The following is a 21,973-nucleotide window of genomic DNA, read 5'->3' on the forward strand; positions in this document are numbered from 1 at the left end:
TCGACAACCATGATCATGCGATTGAGCTTGCCGTCGAAATCGTCGTCCTCGTCATCGCAGGGGCCGAGGATTTCACCCGCATCATCAACGCCGTGAAGATGCATCACATCGCGCGAGCAGACCTTGAAACAACGGCAGCAGCCGATGCAGGTCTTGCTATCGATGGAGGTCAGGTACGACGGCATCCAAATGGAGCCGTCACGGGTGGTGAATGTGCGCATCATCCTAAATTCTTCATTGAAGCGAGTTCTCTCTTGGCAACATCCAACTCGGCATAAACGGCTTGGGTTTTCTCGGCGACTGCCTGTATGTCGGCCCACTTGCCCGGCAGACCCTCGACAAGGTCCTGCAATGCCATCTTGGCAATAGCTGCACGCAACTGGAGCTTTCGGACTTTCTTCCTCATCTTATCTAGGTCTGACATAGATCCTTCCTGGAACAATGGTTTTGTTGATGCGCTCCATCTCGGGCTAGGCTTCAATGGCTGCAGTCGCATCGTCGACCAGTTTCGTACCGGCCTCAGCAAGTTTGCGGAAAGTCTCGAAGCCGAACCGGTGGACGTCTCGACAGAACGCCCAACCGCTGGAAGCCCGCAGGGGCTTCATTCCAATTATTGGCGACGTCGACACGCCGGAGCGCTCCTCGATCGCAAGCGCTACGGCGGTGTAAAACATGTCGAGCCTCCACAGCGCGTCAGGATCGAGGATCGCCGCCAAAGGGTACCGCACGTTGCTGTTGCTTGGTGATGATGAACTCGGCCAGCAGCTCGGCATCCGAATGGCCTTCCCATAAGCCGAAGGAATCCTGAGTACGAATGAGCCGCAGGAGGCATTTGACGAACGGGGAAGCAAGGGCTTCTTCGTCATTGTTGACAGCAGGGCCAACCGGAGGAATTTCGTTGTTCGTCATTTCAGTCTTCGTCTTCGAGGTACGATTTCCTTTTCCTGCGATGCCCACTCCGGGTCCGCTTGCGTGGCCGACGAATGGCTTGGGCGGGCCAACCCCAAGAGTGCCCCGTGGCCGACCTCGACATGTCCACGAGTGCGAGACCTGCGGCGCGAATTCGCGGCGCACATCGTCTGCGCCGCGATCCGACCGGTGGTCAACGCAATTGAAATCCAACCTGCCGCAAGCCGCCGCCCTGCTGCATCGACATACTTGCTGCGAAGAGAGCTTCGATGGGCGGATTGGCCAGTGTTCAATTCCAATTGTCAGTCCCTTCGCGATTCTTGCTCAGGAAGTGACTGCGTTTTGAGTTTCGGGTGCCTTCTTTTGCGGAGCCACACAAAGATCCGCGTGACAGGCAGGCTCACCCGTGTAGTTGGCCAGTGCTTCGAGCAATGGGGTAAGATAGTACTGTTTGGTGTGGTCCGGAATTGGCCCCAGCCGGTCCACCGATTTCAGTGCCACCTCGATCAACTCGATTGCGCGATCTTTGTTGCCGCTCTCGTAATAATACTGAGCTACCGGGAGGTACCGGCGGTATTTAAACGGGCCATCGCCGTTCGGGGGATTGAGTGCCAGTATCTGTTCCGAGAGCTCGTTGCCCATCGCAAAGCGCTCCGCGCGCGGAAGATGGGAATTGTCCATCGTGGGATCGAAGAGTTGGTTGAGGGCCAAGGCCATCCACGACACCGCGTCGGACGTTTTGTCGATCGCGTCCTCGACCAATTCTCGCATGACCGGCATGCCGGTCTTGATGTCGCGCAGCTTGTGAAGCAGAAGATCCGCATGAATCTGCCGAAAATCAAAAGAGTCTGGCATCAAGGCGAGGCCTTCTTCGATGGCCAAGAGCGCCGCCGTCCAATTCTCGGCCTGCATCGCCGGCTCAAGTTTGGCGTATATCGGCCCGGTAAGCGACATTTCGCGCGCTGCAAGTTGGTTATGCGCGATGCGCTTTGCATCGGCGGCTTTCGCTTCATAGCTGCTGCGCCAGCTGCCGTTAAGGACTTTCGGCAAAACGTCATCGAGTTCCGCCGGGTGGCCGATAAAAGCGATGTGGCCGTCGCGGTCGACCACGAACGAGGTGGGAATCCCAATCGAAGAGCTGGGATCCATCCAGAGCTTGTTCATTTCGCCAATGTAATCGAACCCGATACGATAATTCAGATTCGGGAACTTCTCGGTCAGCCAGGCATCCACGTTGGTCCGCGCCTCGTCTGCGGTAGGACCCTGTTCGCAGGCGGCAACTCCGACCGCCTCAAATCCGCTGCCTTCATATTTCTCCTGCAGTTCGATCAAATGGGGCATGGCGTCGACACATGGTCCGCACCAAGTCGCCCAAAACTCAACGAGGTAGACCTTGCCGGGCCGAAAGTTCGTGAGGGGCTCGCCACGCAGCCAGTTCTCCACTTTGATCGCAGGAGCCGGGGACCCCATACGCAGTTCCATCTTGGTGTCCAAAGTCATTCCACACCTTTCGTCTCTTTTGTCGCGGAATATTTTCCCGTCAAAATCGGACACGGTCTCGAGGGCATCGCTCCCTCTGGCTTGCTTCAGCGAAGCTCTCACCGTGTTGCCGCACATCAAGCTGCAACGGAGGTGCCAATTCCCTCAGCTCCGGTAAGCGGCGGGAAATGCTTTGAAATTCTCCACGAGGCTAAATGCGGCCGATTGTCGTGAACCCGACATGTCTTCTGCCGCTGTCGGGTTTCGCCCTATCTCTTGAGAGCTTGGACGGCTCGCCTGTGATTAGACTGGCCTCGGTCCTCGAGCAGTGGCAGTTTGGCGCCAGTTCGAAAGCGCGAACTCGCCGGCTTGGTCCTCGTGCCGCCACCGCCGCGTGTGGATTCTTGCCCCGGAGTCAAAATTCGCCTCGCGGTTGCCAACGGCGGCATGCGCTCAATGCGCGTGGCGTTGAGCCCCGACAGCACGTAATGGTACCAATTAGTGGATGCCCGTCGCTGCCTCCACTTCTCCAGCCAAGCGCTCGAACGACGCTACCTACCCACGTTCGAGCGCGACCGCGGAATCGCAGACTGCCGAACGTCAGCCGTTGCGAAAGGTGTAGCCGTACCCGTTGATCGCCGGCGCGCCGCCTAGATGTGCGTAGAGGACCCTCGATCCCTGTGGAAAGAAGCCCCTCTGGACGAGGTCGATCATCCCTTGCATCGATTTGCCCTCGTAAACGGGGTCCGTAATCATGCCCTCGAGCCGCGCGCACAAACGGATTGCCTCTTTGGTTTCCTCCGATGGAACGCCATAACCCGGGTACGCGTAGTCCATGAACAACACCACGTCTGCCTCGACAATTTCCGCTCCGAGGTGGACGAGCTTCGCTGTATTTTGGGCGATGCCGAGCACCTGCGCCTTGGTCTTGGCGGGCATGGCGGAGGCATCGATACCGATCACGTTGCGCTGTCGACCATCCTTGGCGAACCCGACGAGCATGCCGCCGTGGGTTGAACCAGTCACCGTACAGACGACGATATAGTCGAAGGCAAACCCAAGCTGCTCTTCCTGGGCACGCACCTCCTCAGCGAACCCCACATAGCCCAGGCCGCCGTATTTGTGGACAGAGGCGCCGGCAGGTATCGCATATGGCCTGCCGCCCCTTGCCTTGACTTCATAAAGTGCCTTTTCCCAGCTGCGGCGGATGCCGATGTCAAAGCCCTCGTCAACCAGGCGCACCTCTGCCCCCATGATGCGGCTCAAGAGGATATTGCCGACCCGGTCGTAGACAGCATCATCATGTGGGACCCAGCTCTCCTGGACCAGGAGGCATTTCATGCCGATCTTGGCGGCGACCGCAGCGACCATGCGCGTATGGTTGGACTGCACGCCACCGATTGTGACGAGCGTATCGGCATCTGACGCGATCGCGTCGGGCACAATGTATTCGAGCTTGCGCAGCTTGTTTCCGCCGAACGCGAGACCGGAGTTGCAGTCCTCGCGTTTGACGTAGATTTCCACCTTGTCGCCCAGATGCTTGCCGAGGCGGTCGAGCCTCTCGATCGGCGTGGGTCCAAAGGTGAGCGGATAACGTTCGAATTTTTCCAGCATGCTATCTCCAGCAAAAAAGTACCTGAACCGGCTACGCACCGGTCAGCCCAGGGGTATGGTCGCGTGTTAGCCGAACACAGATTCCCTATACGATCAGCTCAGTCATCAGAGGGTGACCAAAATTGGTGTGGGTCTGAGCACTGATCCTGTCATCCGCGCATCAAAGCAGCAGCACATGCTGGGCATTCGACCAAGCCGGGACACAGCTGAAAATTGCATTCCGCAGTTGATCAGAGTCAGACGACTGGTACCCGAGCTTTCCTGTAACCATCGGCATGCTGGCCCCTGTGGCGAGTTCCACGAGCGCGGCTAGAGGACTGCCAGATCAGAAAGAGCACGCGGCCGAAGGAGCCGGCCTGAAGCAGCAGCGAACAGGCCAGCGTCGTGACGACTGCCACACGGAGCGAATCCAAAGCGAAGTAAACCATCGACGCATTGCTGCACAGGACCAGCCCCACGAGCCGACAAAAAGATGAAGTGCACGCCGCTCCCCTGGTTTTCGCCAGATCATGTTGCGAGCTCGTCGGCCGCAACATGCGTCTGGCAGTTCTTGGGGCAGACGCGGCCGCAGGCTCCGCAGCCGATGCAGCGGCCGGCATCATCGACAACCATGATCATGCGATTGAGCTTGCCGTCGAAATCGTCGTCCTCGTCATCGCAGGGGCCGAGGATTTCACCCGCATCATCAACGCCGTGAAGATGCATCACATCGCGCGAGCAGACCTTGAAACAACGGCAGCAGCCGATGCAGGTCTTGCTATCGATGGAGGTCAGGTACGACGGCATCCAAATGGAGCCGTCACGGGTGGTGAATGTGCGCATCATCCTAAATTCTTCATTGAAGCGAGTTCTCTCTTGGCAACATCCAACTCGGCATAAACGGCTTGGGTTTTCTCGGCGACTTCCTGTATGTCGGCCCACTTGCCCGGCAGACCCTCGACAAGGTCCTGCAATGCCATCTTGGCAATAGCTGCACGCAACTGGAGCTTTCGGACTTTCTTCCTCATCTTATCTAGGTCTGACATAGATCCTTCCTGGAACAATGGTTTCTTGATGCGCTCCATCTCGGGCTAGGCTTCAATGGCTGCAGTCGCATCGTCGACCAGTTTCGTACCGGCCTCAGCAAGTTTGCGGAAAGTCTCGAAGCCGAACCGGTGGACGTCTCGACAGAACGCCCAACCGCCGGAAGCCCCCACGGGTTTCATTTCTATTGTCGGCGACGTCGACACGCCGGAGCGCTCCTCGATCGCAAGCGCTACGGCGGTGTAAAACATGTCGAGCCTCCACAGCGCGTCAGGATCGGGATCGCCGCCAAAGGGTACCGCACGTTGCTGTTGCTTGGTGATGATGAACTCGGCCAGCAGCTCGGCATCCGAATGGCCTTCCCATAAGCCGAAGGAATCCTGAGTACGAATGAGCCGCAGGAGGCATTTGACGAACGGGGAAGCAAGGGCCTCGCCGTCCCCGTGGACAGCAGGGCCAACCGGTTCATGAGGAATTTCGCTTTTCCCCAATTTCAGTACTCCTCTTGAAGGACGATCTCTTTTTCTGCGATGTGTGGTTCGGGCGCTTGCGTGGGCGGGGAATGGCTTGGGCGAGCCGATCCCACGCAACAGTGTCCCGTGGCCGACCTCGAGCACGTCCACCAATGCGAGACCTTTCACCGCGGCGCGAACGCCTGCGCCGCGGTTCGACCCGAGGTAAACGCAATGGAAATTCCACCTGCCGCAAGCCGCGCACTTTTGCGGCATCGACGTTATTGCTGCGAAGTGCGCCTGGGCGGGCGGATTTGCCGGTGTTCAATTCCAATTGTCATGCCCTTCGCGATCCTTGCTCAGGAAGTGACAGCGTTTTGAGTTTCGGAAGTCTTGTTTTGCGGAGCCACACAGAGACCCGCGTGACAGGCAGGCTCACCCGTGTAGTTGGCCAGGGCTTGGAGCAACGAGGTGAGGTAGCGCTGTTTGGTTTGGTCCGGCACTGGCTCCGAATGGTCCAGCGATTTGATTGCCACCTCGATCAACTCGATCGCCCGGTCCTTGTTGCCGCTCTCGTAATAATACTGAGCGACCGGAAAGTAACACCCGAATTTAAAGTCTCCATCGCCTTGCGGAGGATTAAGTTCCAGGATCTGTTCGGAGAGCTCCTTGCCCATCGCAAAGCGATCATCATGCGGAAGATGGGAGTTGTCGATCGTGGGATGGAAGAGTTGGTTCAGCGCCATCACCACCCAAGACATCGCTTCGAACTTTTTGTTGATCGCGTCCTCGACCAATTCGCGCATAAGCGGCAAGCCGGTTTTGATGTCGCGCAGCTTGTGAAGCAGAATATCCGCATGAACCCGCCGAAAATCAAAAGAGTCTGGCATCACGGCGAGGCCTTCTTCGATGGCCAATAGTGCCGCTGCCCAATCCTCGTCCTGCATCGCCGGCCCAAGTTTGGCGTATATCGGCTGACTCAGCGACGATTCGCGCACACGCGAGATTCGCTTTGCATCGACGGCTTTCGCTTCATAGCTGCTGCGCCAGCTGCCGTTAAGGACTTTCGGCAAAACGTCATCGAGAGGTGCCGGGTGGCCGATATAAGCGATGTGGCCGTCGCGGTCGACCACGAACGAGGTGGGAATCCCGAACGAAGAGCTGGGTTCCAGCCAGAGCTTTTTCATTTCGCCAGTGCAATCGAACGCTGTCCGATAATTCAGATTCGGGAACTTCTCGGTCAGCCAGGCATCCACGTTGGTCCGCGCTTCGTCCGCGGTTGCAGCCTTTTCGCAAGCTGCGACTCCGATAATCTCAAATCCGCTGTCTTTATATTTCTCCTGCAGTTCGATCAAATGGGGCATGGCGTGGACACATGGTCGGCACCAAGTCGCCCAAAATTCAACGAGGTAGACCTTGCCGGGCCGAAGGCTCGTGAGGGGCTCGCCACGCAGCCAGTTCTCCACTTTCAGCGCAGGAGCCGGGGACCCCATACGCAGTTCCATCTTGGTGTCCAAAGTCATTCCACACCTTTCGTCTCTTTTGTCGCGGAATATTTTCCAGTCAAAATCGGACACGGTCTCGAGGGCATTGCTCCCTCTCGCTTGCTTCAGCGGAGCTCTCACCGTGTTGCCGCACATCAAGCACGGCAAAGGGCATGCCAACCCTTCTTAGCTTCGGCAAGCGCCGGTACCGCCTTGAATAAGCGAGCCCTAACACGGCCAGCTGACGTTAACCTGAATGTCGGCTTTCGACGGCTCACCTTAGCGGCTGCCGTTTAGGAAGGTGAGAGTTTGGCTGGCCCGCTGGCGATAAGACCGGCTTCGGCGTCCTGGAGTAGTCGCACTTCGGCGATGGGGTCGAAAGTGCGGGAGAGGCTCGGTACCCTTGCAGCCACCGCCGCATGTGGCCCGGCGTCATAATTCGCGTCGCGGTTGCCAACGGCGGCGTTGGGCTCGATCCACGTGGCGTTGAGCCCGACAGCACGTAAAGCTGCATCGTGATTGAATGCCCTTTGCTGTTTCACGCCAAGCAGGAGTCGCGCGACGCTACCTTGCTCAAGCGCGAGCAGAGCGATCTGACGCCGTAGGAATATTGCTCGTCCCGCTTTTGCCGCCAGAGGCGGAAATCTTTCCTGAATGCCACCGCCGATCATCAATATCGACGAATCATATCCCGCTGCCCATTTGTTCGACTCCGAGGTCGGGCCAGCACTCCGTCAAGGGACGGTTGATGAACCCTAGATGCTCGGGATTGGCGCATGGCGCGCGCCGCAGAAGGCTGTCAAGGATGCGGCGCGCTCGCCAGGCCAGCAGCCCAAAGTTCGGATCAGCCAGCCCGCGCTGTCCAAGGCAGGCGTTCTGAACGAAAAGGCGTCGGTCTCGCGGTCCGTCCCAGTACACCGAAAAATCCTCGCCGATGGCGAGCTCATTGCCGATCTGTTCGAGGCGATCTGCGATCGGTTCTAGGAAACCCGGCAGCGGTTTCTCGTACCCGGTGGCCAGGATGACGATATCGGCGGTTACTTCTCCGATGTTGTCCAAGCCGCGTTGCAGCGTGAGCCTGTGCCCTGCTCCGGCATTGATGCAGCGCGACACGTTGCAACTTGGCCGCAATGTGATCTCGCATTGGTGTGGCTCGAGAAAGGCGTGGTGGTAGAGCGCCTGATAGACCGCGCGCAACTTGCTTTCTGAAATGCCCTCGGAGGCAAGCGCGAAACGCCGCAGGAACAGCTGTCGATGCACCTCGCTCATCGCAGCAAAACGATCCGAGAAGCATGGCGTGAACAGCCCGTTTGTGAACGCGTGGTCGTCGAAAGGCATCTCGCGCGTCAAGACCCATGTGATCGCCGCGGGCCGCCGTTCTTTCGGCCGGCCGACAAGGTGCAGTAGCAGCTCGGCTCCCGACTGTCCGCCGCCAACAACGCAGACATGCTTTTTTTGCACCTCAGGATTGATGTGGGCCAACTCAGATGAGTGGAACAGGTTGGGTCCAGTCCAGCCATGAAACTGAGGCGGAATTTGCGCCTGCTTGCCTATGTCGATGACGAGGTTTCTTGCATCAAGGACCGCGTTGTCCGTCCGCACGCGAAACTCGCCGTCAAAGCGGATTTCGCGAACGGCCTCGCCGCCACGGACAAGCGGATTCTTCTGGAACGCCCAGTTGAGATATTGGGCGAACTCGGCTCTAAGCACCCCGTGAAATTGCGCATTGAGGAAATTGTAAAGACGCCCGTTCTCGTGGAGGTAGTTTACGAATGTGTAGGCTGATCGCGGATTGACCAGAGTAACCAGATCCTGGAAGTGGCCGACCTGGAGCTCCGCGCAATCGAAAGCGCTGCCTGGATGTCCTCGGAAATCGACCTCCCGGTCCAGGAACAGTGCCCCTTGCGCAATCTCTTCCTGTATCTGACACGCAAGGCTCAAATTAGATGGTCCAGCACCCACACCAATACAAAAGAGGTCCACTTATCCTTACTCCTCTAGGAGTGTTTTCCAACTCAGCGGCATGTTGACGTCGATTGCCGGGCATTGAGCAATGCGAACCTCACAGGCATGCTTGAGCCGCGGTCCCGACTGAGAGGACAGCAAAAGCGTGTGCCGCCTTCCAGGTCTTGGGCTCAATGTCGGCGGCATCGACAGCGGCGCGGCGTGATCCGAACCCAAGAGCAGAAGGAAAGTGTGTGATGCTGTCGCGCGGCTCTTCCGGATCTTACGGCGGCTTCTAGCGCCGGCCTCCACCCCAGGAGTGGCTGTTTCCCTGCCACGACGGAAGCGGCTCTTTCTTTCGAGGGGCGTAACCATGGATAACGGCTCTTAATGCTTTCGGAGACTCCCATGCATGCGGCGTGCCGGATAAAGACCTGTCAAACCAACGAGTTCGCGCAGTTCCAGCTCGTCTGGAATCCGACATTGTCGCACGCCCGACGATCGGGCAGGGGAAGCTCCGCGGCAGCGGCCCTTGCACACCGCAGGCTGACAGGGACAGCCGCCGATTTGACGCGCGTCCGGGTACTGATAAGGGGCCTTCCAACAGGGTTCGCGCACGAGGCGGGGTCTCCTGGTACACCCGCCCTGTGGCTTGGCTGCGGTCTGCTGCAGCCGTTCGTCTTTACTGCCCGTTGCGGACGATCTCGCACGAGTTGGTTCACGAGAGCGTCGTGAAGCAGTCGAGGCGTCCGGTTTGGCTCTGACAAGCGTCGCAAGATGTTCGCGGATCCAGCCATGTCTCCGCAATCCGACCGGTAACCGACGACGACTTCGGACTGGTTGGCGGTCCTACGACCTGATCGGTGTTCCTACGGAGCTGATCAGCGAGCCAAAAACAGCGGCAATGTGGTCTTCCCAAAGCTCCAGCTCGGCGGACCGCCGAAAATCCGCTCACGCAGCCCACGGCTGCCATAAGCACCCATAACCATCATGTCAGCACAGATGTCGTTCGCGTGCTGGGTCAGCACTGTGCCCGCCGATTTGCCGGCGCTCTTAAGCAGGTCAACGGAGACCCGAGCACCGTGCCGAGTAAGATAGGCAGCGATGTCAGCTCCAGACTGCGCGCCTTTCCCGTTGTTTTGCGCCTTTGGATCGACCATAGCGACACAGACTTCCTTGGCAGCGGATAGGATACTAAGAGCTTCCCGAACCGCACGCGAGGCCTCTACACGCGAATCCCAGCCGACCAGCACGCGTCGAGGCGACAGCGTCGCCTTAACGCCCTTCGGCACGATGAGCACCGGCTTTCCGCTATCGAACAAGCAGCCGTTGACAACAGGAGGTCCGAGAGTCTCATCGTTGAGGAGGTCTCCTCCAACGATCGTCAGGTCAGCGCAGAGCGCCCGCTGTCGTGCCACTTCACCGAGGCTAGCCGGATCGCAATAGTCGGTGTCAACGTCACAGGAAAGCGACATAGCTTTCAGCCTTTTGAGGATATCCGCGGACCGTCTTTCCATTCTGGTCACGTCCTGTGAAAATTTCTCGATTTGCTGAAATCGATAGTTCGGTACTGCAATTGCCTGTGCACGTCCTGTATTCCATTCGGGGGGCGGAGACAACATCAAGAGCAATGGAGGCGGTATAATGAGTACCGATAGGTGCGCGCCGACCTCGGCACACAGTCCGGCAGCTGTTGTGAGGTCCTCATCAGAATGATCAGCACCCGTCACACTGAATATGCTTTTAAATTCCATTTGCCTGCTTCTCCTGGTCTTCGTTAGGAGCGCCTCAAAGCGGCAACACCGCTCTCAGGAGGAAGAGAGAGCGGCACCACGTTCGATCACCTATTTCAGTCGTCCGGCTTCTCGAGCGAGTAGCCGGCCGACCTGACGGTGCGAATGACGCTGCCGGGCAAGGCCGTTTTCAGCGCCCTCCTGATTCGGCTGATATGGACATCGACGGTGCGTGCACCGACATGAATGTTGGGCAGCCAGGCCGCCCCGATAAGCTCGTCCCGGCTGAAGACCTTGCCGGGGGCCTCAATCATAAGCCGCAGCACGTTGAAATCGATCCGTCCGAGATGGATGTCGTGGCCATTACCGCGAACCCGATGGGCATCGAGCTTCATCTCCAGGCCTCCACAACAAATCCAACTGTCGTTTTCAACCCCGTTCGGACCACGCTTGGTCAGCCCGAGCCTCGCCCGCAGGCAGTCGAGCAGCTTGGCCGGAGCCACCGGCCGCACAAAGCTCTCAACGCCTGCCTTCAAGAGATCGAGGTGCTGGTGCTCGGCGCCAGGCGCGATCAGGGCGATGATAGGCAGGTCGGTGGTGCGCGGTTCCCGCTTGAGGTGGGCGCAAATTGCGGACCCGTTTATGCTGGCTGGGTCGCAATCCAGCACTACGGCCTGAAGCTCCCGTTGTTCGGCCAAGGCCAGCGCAGCCTTCGCGCCGTCTGCCGTCTCACTGCTGAAACCGTCAACCTCCAGTATGTGGCTGTAGAGCAGATAGAACTCGGCATCTTGCGAGCAGATCAGGACCAGCGGCTTCTTCATCGGCGATACCCCAACAACCTGGTCGGCCTCGAGTCCCTGGATCGAGGGGACTGGCCAACATAGTTTCTCGGGTCCGTCATGATGGCCTTTCTCGAAAATCGCGCCCATCATGCCAGCGCCACGTGGGGAAAGGTTTCGATGACTGAAATCGCATCGTCGACCAGCTTCGTACCGGCCGTGGCGAGCTTCAGGAGCGTCTCGAAGCCAAACCGGTGGACATCGCGCAGCGTTTTGGACAAAACGACCAGCCGTCCGGTCGTGAAAAGCACCCGACCAAAACCCTCATGGCTCACCTGGATCATCGGCGATGCCATAAGGCCGCAGCGCTCCTCGATCGCAAGCCCGATGGCGGCGTAGTACTTGTCGAGCCTCCACAGCACGTCGGGATCGGGATCTCCGATGATTGGGATCCCTCGGCGCTGTTCCTTGGTAATGATGAAGTCGCCCAGCAGCTCAGCGTCCGCTTTGCGTTCCCACGAGCCATAGGAATCCTGAGAACGGATCAGCCGCACGAGGCATTTGACGAACGGGGTGCAAAGAGCCGCCTCGTCTTCGGCGACAGCTGGGGGGATTGCGGGGTCAGGCATTGGCGTCCTCCTCTTTTCAGTCCTCGTCCTCGAAGGACGGTTTCTTTTCGGCAATGCCCGCTCGCGCCAGCACCTTGCGCAGCCAAGGCGGAGGACACGTCCTGAGCATCATCTGCGTGCGCAAGAGCACCTGTGGGATCGATTGGGGCTCCGCCACTTTGATCGGGTGGATTTTTGCCGCGACAAGCTTGGCTGCCGAAGGGCCGCCAATTGCCAGACAAAACAGGATCTGACAGCCCTTGAGCGCATCCACCTTTGGCGTGATGCGATCATCGCGCTCGGCCCGATGCTCCCCGCTTTCATCGGACACGTCATCGAAGGCCACGGCTTCTACGAGATTCCATTCCTCGCGCGTCACGTCGTAGACAGCAAAGCGCCTGGCCGACCCGAAATGGGCGTTGAGGTCCTGCATGTCCTGAGTGGCGATCGCAACGCGCAATGCGCCCTTACGTCGTTCAGGCATCGGGGCGAAAACCTCACTACTGACCAGCGAGAGGCGGCGAACAGCGTTCATCGTGATATTTCTCGATTACGGAGTGGATCAAGCGCCTCAGGAGTGGGCGCGTGTTGGTTGGCCTGGAAGATGCTGGCGACCTCGAAGATCATGTCGCGGGTGCCCTGATAGAGAATTGCGAGCTTGTGCTGGCTGCCTAGTCGATCGAAGACCGGGAACCCGATGCGCATGAGCGGAATTCGGAGCCGCTCCGATGCTTGGCGCCCGTGCGAATGCGTGACAAGCAGGTCAGCACCGACGGCAAGACTTTCCAGATCGCCGAGATCGCCGATCTGAACCGAAACCGCCGGGACTTTCTCGAGAATTTTAGACCTGTCGGTCGTTGTGACGGCCGCGGCTATCTCGGAGCCGAGGCCAGCAAAGAAGGTCGCAAGTTGGAACAGCTGGTCTGGTTCGGCAGCGATGGCAATTTTCTTGCCGCCGAAATGGAAATGTCCGTCGAGCATCGCGTCCTGCAATTGCGCCCGGCGCCGGCGCACGCGGGCCGGTACCGCCGCGCCCGAAATCGCAGACAGCAGCGACACGAAGCGGTCCGTGTCCTGCAGCCCAGTCAGTGACTGGAACAACACGTAAGGCACGCCGGTCAACCCGTGCAGCGCTTTCGCCGGGCGGCGCATGTGCTCACCGATGGCGATGCATTGCATGGCCGTGCCCAACTCGCGAATGTCTTCGACGCTGGTGCCGCCGTATGTGGTCGCTACCCAGCGGTCAGGAACCGTACCGTCGAGCGAGCCTGAAATGTCGGGCAGAATAACCGGCTTGAGCCCAAAGCTTTCAACCATGTCCCGCATATGCTCGATGTCGGCGATAGAGAGGTTGCATCCGGGCAGGATTGCGATCTTCTTCGGGTGCCGCGCCCGTTCGCCCGAGCGCGTAATCCCTTCGATCATTGCGGTGACTGCCTTGGCCCAGCCCTCTTCGATCGCGCCGTCAAAATCCGGCGTGTTGGCCAGCACGACCTCCGTACCCGCAAGCTGTTGCGTGTGCTTCCGCATGATGTTGGCAATATCACCCGCGCAATCTTCGCCACGCGTCTCCACCAGCGCGGTCGTGCACACCCCGATCAGCGTTGGCTTCGTGCGGTTCTTGAGGTTGAGGATCGCCTCTTCCAGATGGTCGGCTGCGCCGAGGATGGTCGCCACCTCATCCATCGCCGTAGTCTGCAAGGGAATCGCTTCTTTGAAGTGCCGCACGAAGAGAACGAGCGCAAAGCTTGTGCAGCCTTGGCTGCCGTGGAACAGCGGCATCGCACCGTCGACGCCAAGAAAGGCAAAGGCGGCACCCAGCGGCTGCGACGACTTCAGCGGGTTGACTGCCGCCGATTTGCTCTGGGGAAGGATGCGGGCCATCGGTCGCCTCAACACTCGTGTGCCGTCGCGCAGGCGAATTCATCAAACAGGTACGCGGTCTCGTTCCTCGTGCACGGCAATTCGCCTATCAGCTCAGGCTGGCAATCCCACGGGGCCGGCTGGCGCACCTGAGACCAGATCGGATTGTGAATGGCGAGGTCGATCTGGCGTACGAGTTCCACCATGCCGTCATAGCCGGCATAAGGATGCTGGCGCTCCTGGTTGATATCGAGCCAGGGCGTCTTGGCCTTGAGCGCAATGAATTGCGTGCGACCGCCCGACAGCATGATATCGGCCCTGTGTTCAGAGAGCATGGCGTACAGCTCGCTCGCAGCCATGGATTCGAACATGTGCTTGTCGTGCTTGAGAACTTGTTTGATGCGCTCCTTGTCCTGCACCGTAGATTTCTTGATCGAGGTGCCGACGATCTCGATTCCGATCTCCATCAGCGCATGGACAACCGACCAGGACTTCACACCGCCTGTGTTGAGCAGCACGCGCTTGCCTTGGAGCCTTTGCCGGTAGGATTCGAGTTTCTTCCACGCGATCGCCTCCTGCTGCGCGATCAGCGTCTCTGTGCGCTCGAGGATCTCCGGATCGGCGCCCTTCCTCACCAGCAGCCTGACAAGGTTTCGAAGAGCTTGCGATGTGTCGGAGATGCCATAGAAGGAGCCCTCGAAGAACGGGATGTCCCAGCGCTCCTCCATCTTGCGGGCAAGACTGATCAGCGCGGTCGAGCACACCATCATTGCCGCCCGGGCGCGGTGCGCGGAAGCAATGTCGCGGTAACGCGCATCGCCGGGAATGCAGGCGCGCACCCGGATCCCGAGCCGATCGAGGAGCGGCTTTACAAGCCAGAATTCGCCCGAGAGGTTGAATTCGCCAAGGATGTTGATGTCGTAGGGTCCGGGGTCGTCGGGTTCGACCGTGCCGATGACATGATCGAGCAACGCCTCGGCGGCGAGCTTATTGCCGAGGTTCTTGGAGCCTGCCAGGCCAGGCGCATTGATCGGCACCACGGCCAAACCGAACTTTTCCGTGGCGCGTTTGCACACGGCCTCGATGTCGTCACCGATCAGCGCCGTTACGCAAGTCGAGTAGACGAAGATCGCCGGCGGCGCGTATGTGTGCTTGATCTCGCGGATCGCCTTGAAGAGTTTCCGCTCGCCCTGCCCCATCACAAGGTCGAGTTCGGTGAGGTCGGTCGTGAAGCTTGTCCGCCACAAGGTCGGCCCTGACGAAACCGCACCACGGTTGTCCCAAGAATTGCCCTCGCAGGCGAGCGGCGCATGGACCAGATGCGCAACGTCGGTGATCGGCTGCAGGACGATCTTGGCTCCGTCAAAGGCGCAGCCGCCGGCTGCCGCCCCTGGTGTCAGCGACTTCGAGCAGCCCTCCTTGCGCGCCTTGGCATCTTTGCCACGGTTCTTATCGCAGGCGGGCTCATCGAAGGCGTCCTTGATTTTGGCGCTGAGGGAGGACATTGCTCAGCCTCCCCAGTCCATTGGGCAAGGAATGGCCTCGGCGAAAAGCCGGCCACGGCTCTTAGCGCGTGAGGTCATAGGAATAATCCGTCACACCCGTCTCGCTCGTCTCGCGATCGAGTTTGTCGAAGATCTTGTCGAGGATCGTCGTCAGCACGCGCAACGCTCCCTGGTAGCCAAAGAGCGCAAAGCGGTGATGATGGTGCCGATCGAAGATCGGAAACATCAGCCGGATCAGCGGTGTTCCGGTGTCGCGCTCCAGGTACTTGCCGTAGGAATTGCCGATCAAAAGGTCCACCGGCTCGGTAAAGAGCAGTGAGCGCAGCGCCCACAGGTCCTTGCCCGCCCAAACCTGGGCAGCCTTGCCGAAAGGCGAGGATGCTAGCAGCTTCTTCAAATCGGCTTCCCATGCCGAGGTGCCATTGGTGGCGAGGCAATGGGTTGGCTCGCCGCCGGTCTCCATGACAAAGCGGGCCATTGCGTGAACGAAGTCGGGATCACCGTAGATGGCGTATTTCTTACCATGCAACCAGGATTGGCTGTCCGCCATGGCGTCTACCAGTCGGCCGCGCTCGAGGCGAATTGCCTCGGGAATCTCCTTGCCGGAAATCGCCGCGACCTCCATCAGGAATTCGTCCGTCGCCTGAACGCCGAGCGGATAGTGGAACGAGGCCGTCGCCTGCCCGACCTCCTCGCAATAGCCCAGTGTCTTTCGGGTGTTGTGATGCTGCAGCGAAAGCGTTGCCTCGGCGTTGAGGGCCTTCTTCACCTCGTTGATCTTCGTGCCCCCGTCATACATGCGGTATTCACCGTCCGAAGGCGTATCGAACTGGTCAGAGGCATCCTGGATCAATGTATAGGACACGCCCATTACATCGAGCAGGCGCTTGAGCTCCCGGTTGTTGCCGACGCAGAAGCCGTCGAAGCCCGGAATGATGTTGATGGTTCCTTCGATTTGCGTACGCTCCTGACCTTTCCAGAAGTGCTCCAAAATGCCTTTGACCATGTTGTCATAGCCGTCGACATGACTGCCAACGAAGGCCGGGGTGTGGGCAAAGGGCACGTCGAAGTCGCGCGGGACTGAATCTTCGTCCTTGGCGTTCTGGATGAAGCTGTGCAGGTCGTCGCCAATGACCTCTGCCATACAGGTCGTCGACACGGCAATCATCTTGGGGTCGTAGAGCTGGTAGGTGTTGGCGAGCCCGTCGACCATGTTCTTCAGGCCGCCAAACACCGCCGCATCCTCGGTCATTGAGGAGGAGACCGCCGCGGCAGGCTCCTTGAAATGGCGCGACAGGTGCGAGCGGTAATAGGCGACGCAACCTTGGCTGCCGTGGACGAAGGACATGGTTCGCTCGAAGCCGGCGGCAGCGAATACCGCACCCAGCGGCTGGCAGGCCTTGGCCGGGTTCACGACAAGCGCTTTGCGGGCGAGGTTCTTTTCGCGGTATTCCCACGTCTGGGTGAAATCGCGCTGATCGGAAATGATTTCATCGGGGTGCGGACATTCGAAGTTTAGCTTCTTCTCAGCGAGCATCTTTCTGTATTCCGGCTCGCGGAACAGGGGAGCGTGATCGAGAATTTTTTCAGCCGACTGCGGCATGATGATTACCTCTTTTGCATCTGGCTGCGCGGGACGGCAGCTCAGGACGTCAAGACGTTCCAGGCTCCGGCGGATCAGAGGCCGCGGGAGTTCACCGTCTCAGTGGGAGACTGGGGCTGAAGCAAATGTTTATTCGGCAGCCATCGCCCGCTCATCGCCCCGGCTTCTTTTCCAAGGCGCGTGGAATAGGTCCCAGACCGGGTTGTTAATGGCGAGATCCACATCACGTGCGAAAATGGCAAAGCCATCGTAGCCGTGATACGGGCCTGAATAATCCCAGGAATGCATCTGGCGGAACGGTATGCCCATCTTCTGCACCGGGTATTTTTCTTTGATTCCCGAGCCGACCAGATTTGGGCGAATCCCTTCGATGAATTTCTCCAACTCATAGCCGGTCACGTCATCGTAGATCAGCGTGCCGTTCTTCACGTAGTGGCCGGTGCGCTGATAGTCGTCGCTGTGGGCGAATTCATAGCCGGTGCCCACGATGACCATGCCGAGGTCCTCGTAGGCCGTGACGACGTGGCGGGGGCGCAGGCCGCCCACATAGAGCATCACGGTATTTCCTTCCAGGCGCGACAGGTACTTGGCGATGACCGCATCAACAAGCGGCCTGTACTTGGCAATGACCTTTTCGGTCTTCTCCTCGATTTCCGGCCCAAAATGCTTGGCTATGTTGCGCAGAGAGGCTTCGATCTGGGAGGGACCGAAGAAATTGTACTCCATCCAGGCGACGCCATACTTTTCCTCCATATGCCGACAGATGTAATTCATCGACCGGTAGCAGTGGATAAGATTGAGCTTAGCCTTCGGGGCGCGCTCGATCTCTGCGAGTGTGGCGTCACCCGACCAGTTGCCAACCACGCGCAGCCCTATCTCCTCAAGCAGTATGCGCGAGGCCCAGGCATCGCCGCCGATATTGTAGTCGCCGATGACGTTGACGTCGTAGGGGCCGGCCTCGAACTTGACATCCTTTTTGTCGAAGACCCAATCCCGGATTGCATCATTGGCGATGTGGTGGCCAAGCGACTGCGAGACGCCGCGGAAGCCCTCGCAGCGTACCGGCACGATCGTCTTGTCATACTCCTTGGTCTTTTTGCGAGAAACGGCCTCGGTGTCATCGCCAATCAGGCCGATAGGGCATTCGGACTGCACGGTGATGCCGTTGTTGAGCGGAAACAAGACTTCAATCTCGTCAATGATCTGTTCCAGCTTCTTGTCGCCGCCGAAGACGATGTCCTTCTCCTGGAAATCGGAGGTGAACTGCATTGTCCCGAACGTGTCGACGCCCGTTGTACCGACGTAGTAGTTGCGGCGCTGCGACCAAGAATATTGGCCGCAGCCGACCGGGCCGTGCGAGATATGGACCATATCCTTGACTGGCCCCCACACCACGCCTTTCGAACCAGCATATGCACAGCCGCGAATCGTCATCACCCCGGGAATGGACTTGATGTTCGATTTGACGTCGCATTCGGAAAGGACCTCGCTTTCCCCGCCAGCCTCGTTGCCGCTCTTTGCGACGTTGAGGTGCTTCTTGCGGCGCTTCGCCGCCTTGTCGGGATAATGCGACAGCACCTCTTCGATAAGCTTCGCATGAAGAGCACCGTCATTCTCGTATTCCCGGCTCATGAGTCCCCCTTTCAAGGTTGGGTGACGCCTCAAAGAATAGGCGCCGTTCTCTGCAAGGCGCGCCGATTCATGGCAGCGCTAATGTCACTACTGGGCCGCCGCCTTCGCCGCTTCCTTGGAGTGAAGCTCGGCAAGCATCTGCTCGTCGGTCTTCATGATGCCGAAGTCGAGCAGCATCTCCTCCAGCTCCTCCATGGTGATCGGCGTCGGGATCGTACCCTGGCCCGAATTGGCGTGGATCTTCTCGGCCAGAGCGCGGTATTCCCCTGCCTGCTTTGAGTCCGGCGCGTACTGGATCACCGACATCTTCCTGAGTTCGGCATGTTGGACGATGTTGTCGCGGGGCACGAAGTGGATGAGCTTGGAATTCAATCGGCCAGCCAGTGCTTCGGCCAGATCGAGTTCGCGGTCGGTTTGACGTTCATTGCAGATCAGCCCGCCCAGCCGCACACCGCCCGAATGGGCATATTTGAGGATGCCCTTGGCGATGTTGTTGGCGGCATAGAGCGCCATCATCTCGCCGGACATGACGATATAGATCTCCTGGGCCTTGCCTTCGCGGATCGGCATGGCGAAGCCGCCGCATACCACGTCGCCGAGGACGTCATAGGAGACATAATCGACATCGTCATAAGCGCCATTCTCCTCGAGGAAATTGATCGAGGTGATGACGCCGCGGCCGGCGCAACCGACACCCGGCTCGGGGCCGCCGGACTCCACGCACTTGATGCCTCTGTAGCCCACCTTGAGCACGTCCTGGAGTTCGAGGTCTTCCACCGAACCTTCCTGTGCGGCGAGATCCAGGACGGTATCCTGAGCTTTCGAATTCAGGATCAAGCGTGTGGAATCGGCTTTGGGGTCGCATCCTACGATGAGGATTCTCTGCCCGAGGTCGACAAGGGCAGCGAGCGTATTTTGGGACGTGGTGGACTTGCCGATGCCGCCTTTTCCGTAAAAGGCGATCTGACGCAGACCTGACATAATAGCTTTCCTTCCTTCGTTCTAATCATCGCGACTGCCCGCGACACAAGTGCCGATAGGCAGCTCGTGCCGCCTCACACCAAGCATCGCAAAAAGCGTACCAGCGTGATCGGCCGATCCCAGAAAAAACTTTGTCATTAAATTCCAGCCGCTTAGACGGCGGCAAAACGCGCGAACGGGCCTTTCAGGCGTCTGTCACGGACACGACAAAGCCGACACAGATTGTCGTGCGCCATCCAAACCGCCGTGTGTCGAGCTCGAAGCGGGAGAATGGGGAAGTTAGCCCAAAGCTGATGGCGAGACCATCGGAAGACATCGGCTCTTGTCTTTCCAGCCTGCCATTGATCGGGCGGTCGCTGGATGAGCAGGAGCCTGGGGCTTGACCGCGGCGCGGGTAGTTCAGGCAGGCTTACAGAGCGGGAACGCCGGCGGCCGATAGACATCCGCGCTTAACCTTTCATAGCCCGTCTACAAGTTGGTTCCGCCGACGCGCTATATGGAAGCCAAATAATTCAGTAGCTTAGCCGAGAGCATTGATTTTTTCAGAAAGATACGTGTTATACGCGTACGAACCGCCGAACCCATGGTCGGCGCCCTCATGCGCGTGAGACCCCGTTGTGGGCGAGGCTCGCGACTGGCTGCACGATCCTAGCCGGCCTGCTTGCCATTGAGTTTGGTCCCGCCGCGGTAGGCTGCGGCATCAAGGGCAACATCAGCTACAACACTGGCAAGAAGATTATCACGTTCTTGGACAGGAATCTTACTGGGAGACACGCATCAACAGGCGGGCGGGCGGGCTTCGAGAGGTTAGTGTCGCGGCAGCTTGCAGATCTGCCCACGGGGCCGCCACGATCGCAAAGTGTGTACAAAAGCGCCCTCTCTGCCGAACTGAACAGTGCTCACGGCCATAGCCTCGGATGAGCCCGACTGGCTTGACCTCTGCATGATGAGAGCAGCTTTTACACCAGGTGCGCAGCACATGTCTTTAACGAACGCATCGTCTTCAAGAATATAGAGAGCAATTCGGAAAACCGAGTAGTTGGCGGCGAAGCTAGGAGAAGGTATACACCACCCTCTTGTTACCCCAGAGTAGAACGTGCAGCTGCGGCAAGACGCGGGCTTCGAACCACCTGTCGCTGGTCACCTTTTCTACCAGCGATTCCATGCGCATCATATTCCGTCGGACTCGACAGAGACGTCTTCATTACCACGGCGGGGCGGCGTGTGATTGCCGGGTTGCAGACAAACCTCGCCGCGACGTCTTTGGGACGAGTGGTGTCGGCACCGAATCCCTATCATTTAGACTAGCCAGCTTGGGGAGCGCCGTCAGACCGCCAGACCGGAAGAGGAGGCTTCGCGCCAACTTGTGCCAAGAATGTTGGACCGTGCGGAACCGCTGGGGCGCCGCTCAACTCTGGCGCAGGATGAAGCGTCGATTGGGTGAATGAATAGGGCGCGCGTTCGACGGGTAGAGGGAGGCAAATCGCTGGATGTCTGCCGGATCAACGTCAACCGGTTCCATCGCCACCATCCACTCGACGTTTTCGGTGCACGGCGGCGTCGTCAGTGAGCCCTCATAAGTCCAATAGCCAAGCGAGGCTGGCAGAAGCCAGTTGGGATTCACCTCGTCGATCGTCACCTCCCCATTCGGCAGTTCGGGAAAGGCCGCAGCAAGGGCAGCAAAGCTGGCATTTGTCGCGCCGGGCGTTAAAAAGACGCCCAGCACGCCCAGAGTACCACTTTGCGTGTCCTTGTGAACGAAATGCACCTCCATCGGGAAGCTCTTGCCCGCCACGTGATGTTCGCTTGGCGCATGGAAATGGAACTGTACCAGTTCGTAGACACGATCGCTGCGGGTCAGCGTGCTGCCTTGTGGCATATTGATTTGAATGGTGTGGCCGTTGTTCACCATATTGCCGCCGCCCTTGTGCCAGCCGATGGCGATATGCGGGATATCCGCCTTGACCGCGCTGTTGATATTGATCGGCGATTGCTGCGTGCCGGCAGAGCATACGAAATTTTCCTTATCCAGATCAGCCCAGTGCTCCGGTCCGACCGGACCGGTGTACCCCCAATGGGCACTGGTCGCTTGGGCGGCTTGAACGCAAATCCGGCATGCGCCGAGCGCAACCAACCCTTTGATCAGGTGACGACGATACATATTACTTTTGCTCCTCTTGCGAACTGATGTTGGTGGCTGCCCTAATGGACGCGTGATGGCCAATCGGCGCGGCCAGTATTGTCCTTTGCAACTGATAGATGCCCGCATGCCTTGGCGTGCTTTCATAAGTGCGGCTGCCGTTTCTCGGCTGGCCGGCTTCTGCAGCCCGCAACGGGAGCAGTTTCAACCAGCTAAACGATAAA

General features: G+C 58.8%; 21 protein-coding genes and 2 pseudogenes. All 23 read right to left on the reverse strand.

Annotated elements, in window-relative coordinates; translation table 11 throughout:
• The coding region (gene fdxB / locus EN780_RS00095) for a ferredoxin III, nif-specific (protein WP_128271525.1) at nt 1-224 on the reverse strand (224 nt) is incomplete at its 3' end.
• Nucleotides 221-424: a CCE_0567 family metalloprotein gene (locus tag EN780_RS00100; RefSeq protein ID WP_128271516.1), complete on the reverse strand. Its 204-nt coding sequence runs from the start codon at nt 422-424 to the stop codon at nt 221-223. The genes EN780_RS00100 and fdxB (EN780_RS00095), both read right to left, overlap by 4 nt.
• Nucleotides 425-470: 46 nt before the next feature.
• A pseudogene (locus tag EN780_RS00105) lies at nt 471-909 on the reverse strand (DUF269 domain-containing protein).
• Between the two features lie 324 nt (nt 910-1,233).
• Nucleotides 1,234-2,391 (reverse strand): TlpA disulfide reductase family protein, encoded by a 1,158-nt coding sequence (locus tag EN780_RS00110; RefSeq protein WP_126080608.1) that lies wholly within the window; start codon nt 2,389-2,391, stop codon nt 1,234-1,236.
• A 597-nt stretch (nt 2,392-2,988) separates the two neighbouring features.
• Entirely contained in the window at nt 2,989-4,002 is a 1,014-nt protein-coding gene (locus EN780_RS00115; protein ID WP_024505903.1) for a 1-aminocyclopropane-1-carboxylate deaminase, read from the reverse strand.
• Nucleotides 4,003-4,238: 236 nt separating this feature from the next.
• Nucleotides 4,239-4,604 carry an exopolysaccharide production repressor protein gene (locus EN780_RS41480; RefSeq protein ID WP_348627494.1) on the reverse strand — a complete coding sequence of 122 codons (366 nt, stop codon included), beginning with the start codon at nt 4,602-4,604 and terminating at the stop codon, nt 4,239-4,241.
• A complete protein-coding gene (gene fdxB, locus EN780_RS00125) occupies nt 4,510-4,827 on the reverse strand; it encodes a ferredoxin III, nif-specific (protein WP_174800308.1) in 318 nt (105 codons plus the stop codon). The genes EN780_RS41480 and fdxB (EN780_RS00125) overlap by 95 nt, the downstream gene beginning before the upstream one ends.
• Nucleotides 4,824-5,027, reverse strand: a complete 204-nt coding sequence (locus tag EN780_RS00130) for a CCE_0567 family metalloprotein (protein WP_063169367.1) — start codon at nt 5,025-5,027, stop codon at nt 4,824-4,826. Before EN780_RS00130 ends, fdxB (EN780_RS00125) begins: the two co-directional genes overlap by 4 nt.
• A 45-nt stretch (nt 5,028-5,072) precedes the next feature.
• Nucleotides 5,073-5,516: a DUF269 domain-containing protein gene (locus EN780_RS00135; RefSeq protein WP_245458601.1), complete on the reverse strand. Its 444-nt coding sequence runs from the start codon at nt 5,514-5,516 to the stop codon at nt 5,073-5,075.
• Between the two features lie 320 nt (nt 5,517-5,836).
• Entirely contained in the window at nt 5,837-6,982 is a 1,146-nt protein-coding gene (locus EN780_RS00140) for a TlpA disulfide reductase family protein (protein WP_063170388.1), read from the reverse strand.
• A 272-nt stretch (nt 6,983-7,254) separates the two neighbouring features.
• The gene (locus EN780_RS00145) at nt 7,255-7,632 is read right to left on the reverse strand and encodes a hypothetical protein (RefSeq protein WP_024505270.1); all 378 of its coding nucleotides are present in this window, start codon (nt 7,630-7,632) and stop codon (nt 7,255-7,257) included.
• 13 nt (nt 7,633-7,645) lie between these two features.
• A complete protein-coding gene (locus EN780_RS00150; RefSeq protein ID WP_063169368.1) occupies nt 7,646-8,944 on the reverse strand; it encodes a SidA/IucD/PvdA family monooxygenase in 1,299 nt (432 codons plus the stop codon).
• A gap of 842 nt (nt 8,945-9,786) precedes the next feature.
• A complete protein-coding gene (locus tag EN780_RS00155) occupies nt 9,787-10,659 on the reverse strand; it encodes a universal stress protein (protein WP_126087041.1) in 873 nt (290 codons plus the stop codon).
• 95 nt (nt 10,660-10,754) lie between these two features.
• The gene (locus EN780_RS00160) at nt 10,755-11,570 is read right to left on the reverse strand and encodes a response regulator transcription factor (RefSeq protein WP_063169370.1); all 816 of its coding nucleotides are present in this window, start codon (nt 11,568-11,570) and stop codon (nt 10,755-10,757) included.
• Complete coding sequence (locus EN780_RS00165; RefSeq protein ID WP_024505267.1) at nt 11,567-12,046, reverse strand: NifX-associated nitrogen fixation protein; 480 nt, start codon at nt 12,044-12,046, stop codon at nt 11,567-11,569. Before EN780_RS00165 ends, EN780_RS00160 begins: the two co-directional genes overlap by 4 nt.
• Nucleotides 12,047-12,062: 16 nt before the next feature.
• Nucleotides 12,063-12,560: a nitrogen fixation protein NifX gene (gene nifX / locus EN780_RS00170; RefSeq protein WP_063169371.1), complete on the reverse strand. Its 498-nt coding sequence runs from the start codon at nt 12,558-12,560 to the stop codon at nt 12,063-12,065.
• Complete coding sequence (gene nifN, locus EN780_RS00175) at nt 12,557-13,909, reverse strand: nitrogenase iron-molybdenum cofactor biosynthesis protein NifN (RefSeq protein WP_126063827.1); 1,353 nt, start codon at nt 13,907-13,909, stop codon at nt 12,557-12,559. Before nifN ends, nifX begins: the two co-directional genes overlap by 4 nt.
• An 8-nt stretch (nt 13,910-13,917) precedes the next feature.
• Nucleotides 13,918-15,393, reverse strand: coding sequence for a nitrogenase iron-molybdenum cofactor biosynthesis protein NifE (gene nifE, locus EN780_RS00180; RefSeq protein WP_095489376.1), 1,476 nt, complete (start codon nt 15,391-15,393; stop codon nt 13,918-13,920).
• Between the two features lie 61 nt (nt 15,394-15,454).
• Nucleotides 15,455-16,996: a nitrogenase molybdenum-iron protein subunit beta gene (gene nifK, locus EN780_RS00185; protein WP_126063826.1), complete on the reverse strand. Its 1,542-nt coding sequence runs from the start codon at nt 16,994-16,996 to the stop codon at nt 15,455-15,457.
• A gap of 129 nt (nt 16,997-17,125) precedes the next feature.
• Nucleotides 17,126-18,628, reverse strand: a complete 1,503-nt coding sequence (gene nifD / locus EN780_RS00190; protein ID WP_024505262.1) for a nitrogenase molybdenum-iron protein alpha chain — start codon at nt 18,626-18,628, stop codon at nt 17,126-17,128.
• 87 nt (nt 18,629-18,715) lie between these two features.
• Complete coding sequence (gene nifH / locus EN780_RS00195) at nt 18,716-19,609, reverse strand: nitrogenase iron protein (RefSeq protein WP_024505261.1); 894 nt, start codon at nt 19,607-19,609, stop codon at nt 18,716-18,718.
• Between the two features lie 1,051 nt (nt 19,610-20,660).
• Nucleotides 20,661-20,857, reverse strand: a pseudogene (locus EN780_RS40285) (7-carboxy-7-deazaguanine synthase QueE); the annotation flags it as partial.
• Nucleotides 20,858-21,017: 160 nt separating this feature from the next.
• Nucleotides 21,018-21,770 (reverse strand): carbonic anhydrase, encoded by a 753-nt coding sequence (locus EN780_RS00205; RefSeq protein WP_126063825.1) that lies wholly within the window; start codon nt 21,768-21,770, stop codon nt 21,018-21,020.
• Between the last annotated feature and the right edge of the window lie 203 nt (nt 21,771-21,973).

It is taken from the genome of Mesorhizobium sp. M4B.F.Ca.ET.089.01.1.1, assembly GCF_004022605.1.
Taxonomy (GTDB): domain Bacteria; phylum Pseudomonadota; class Alphaproteobacteria; order Rhizobiales; family Rhizobiaceae; genus Mesorhizobium; species Mesorhizobium abyssinicae.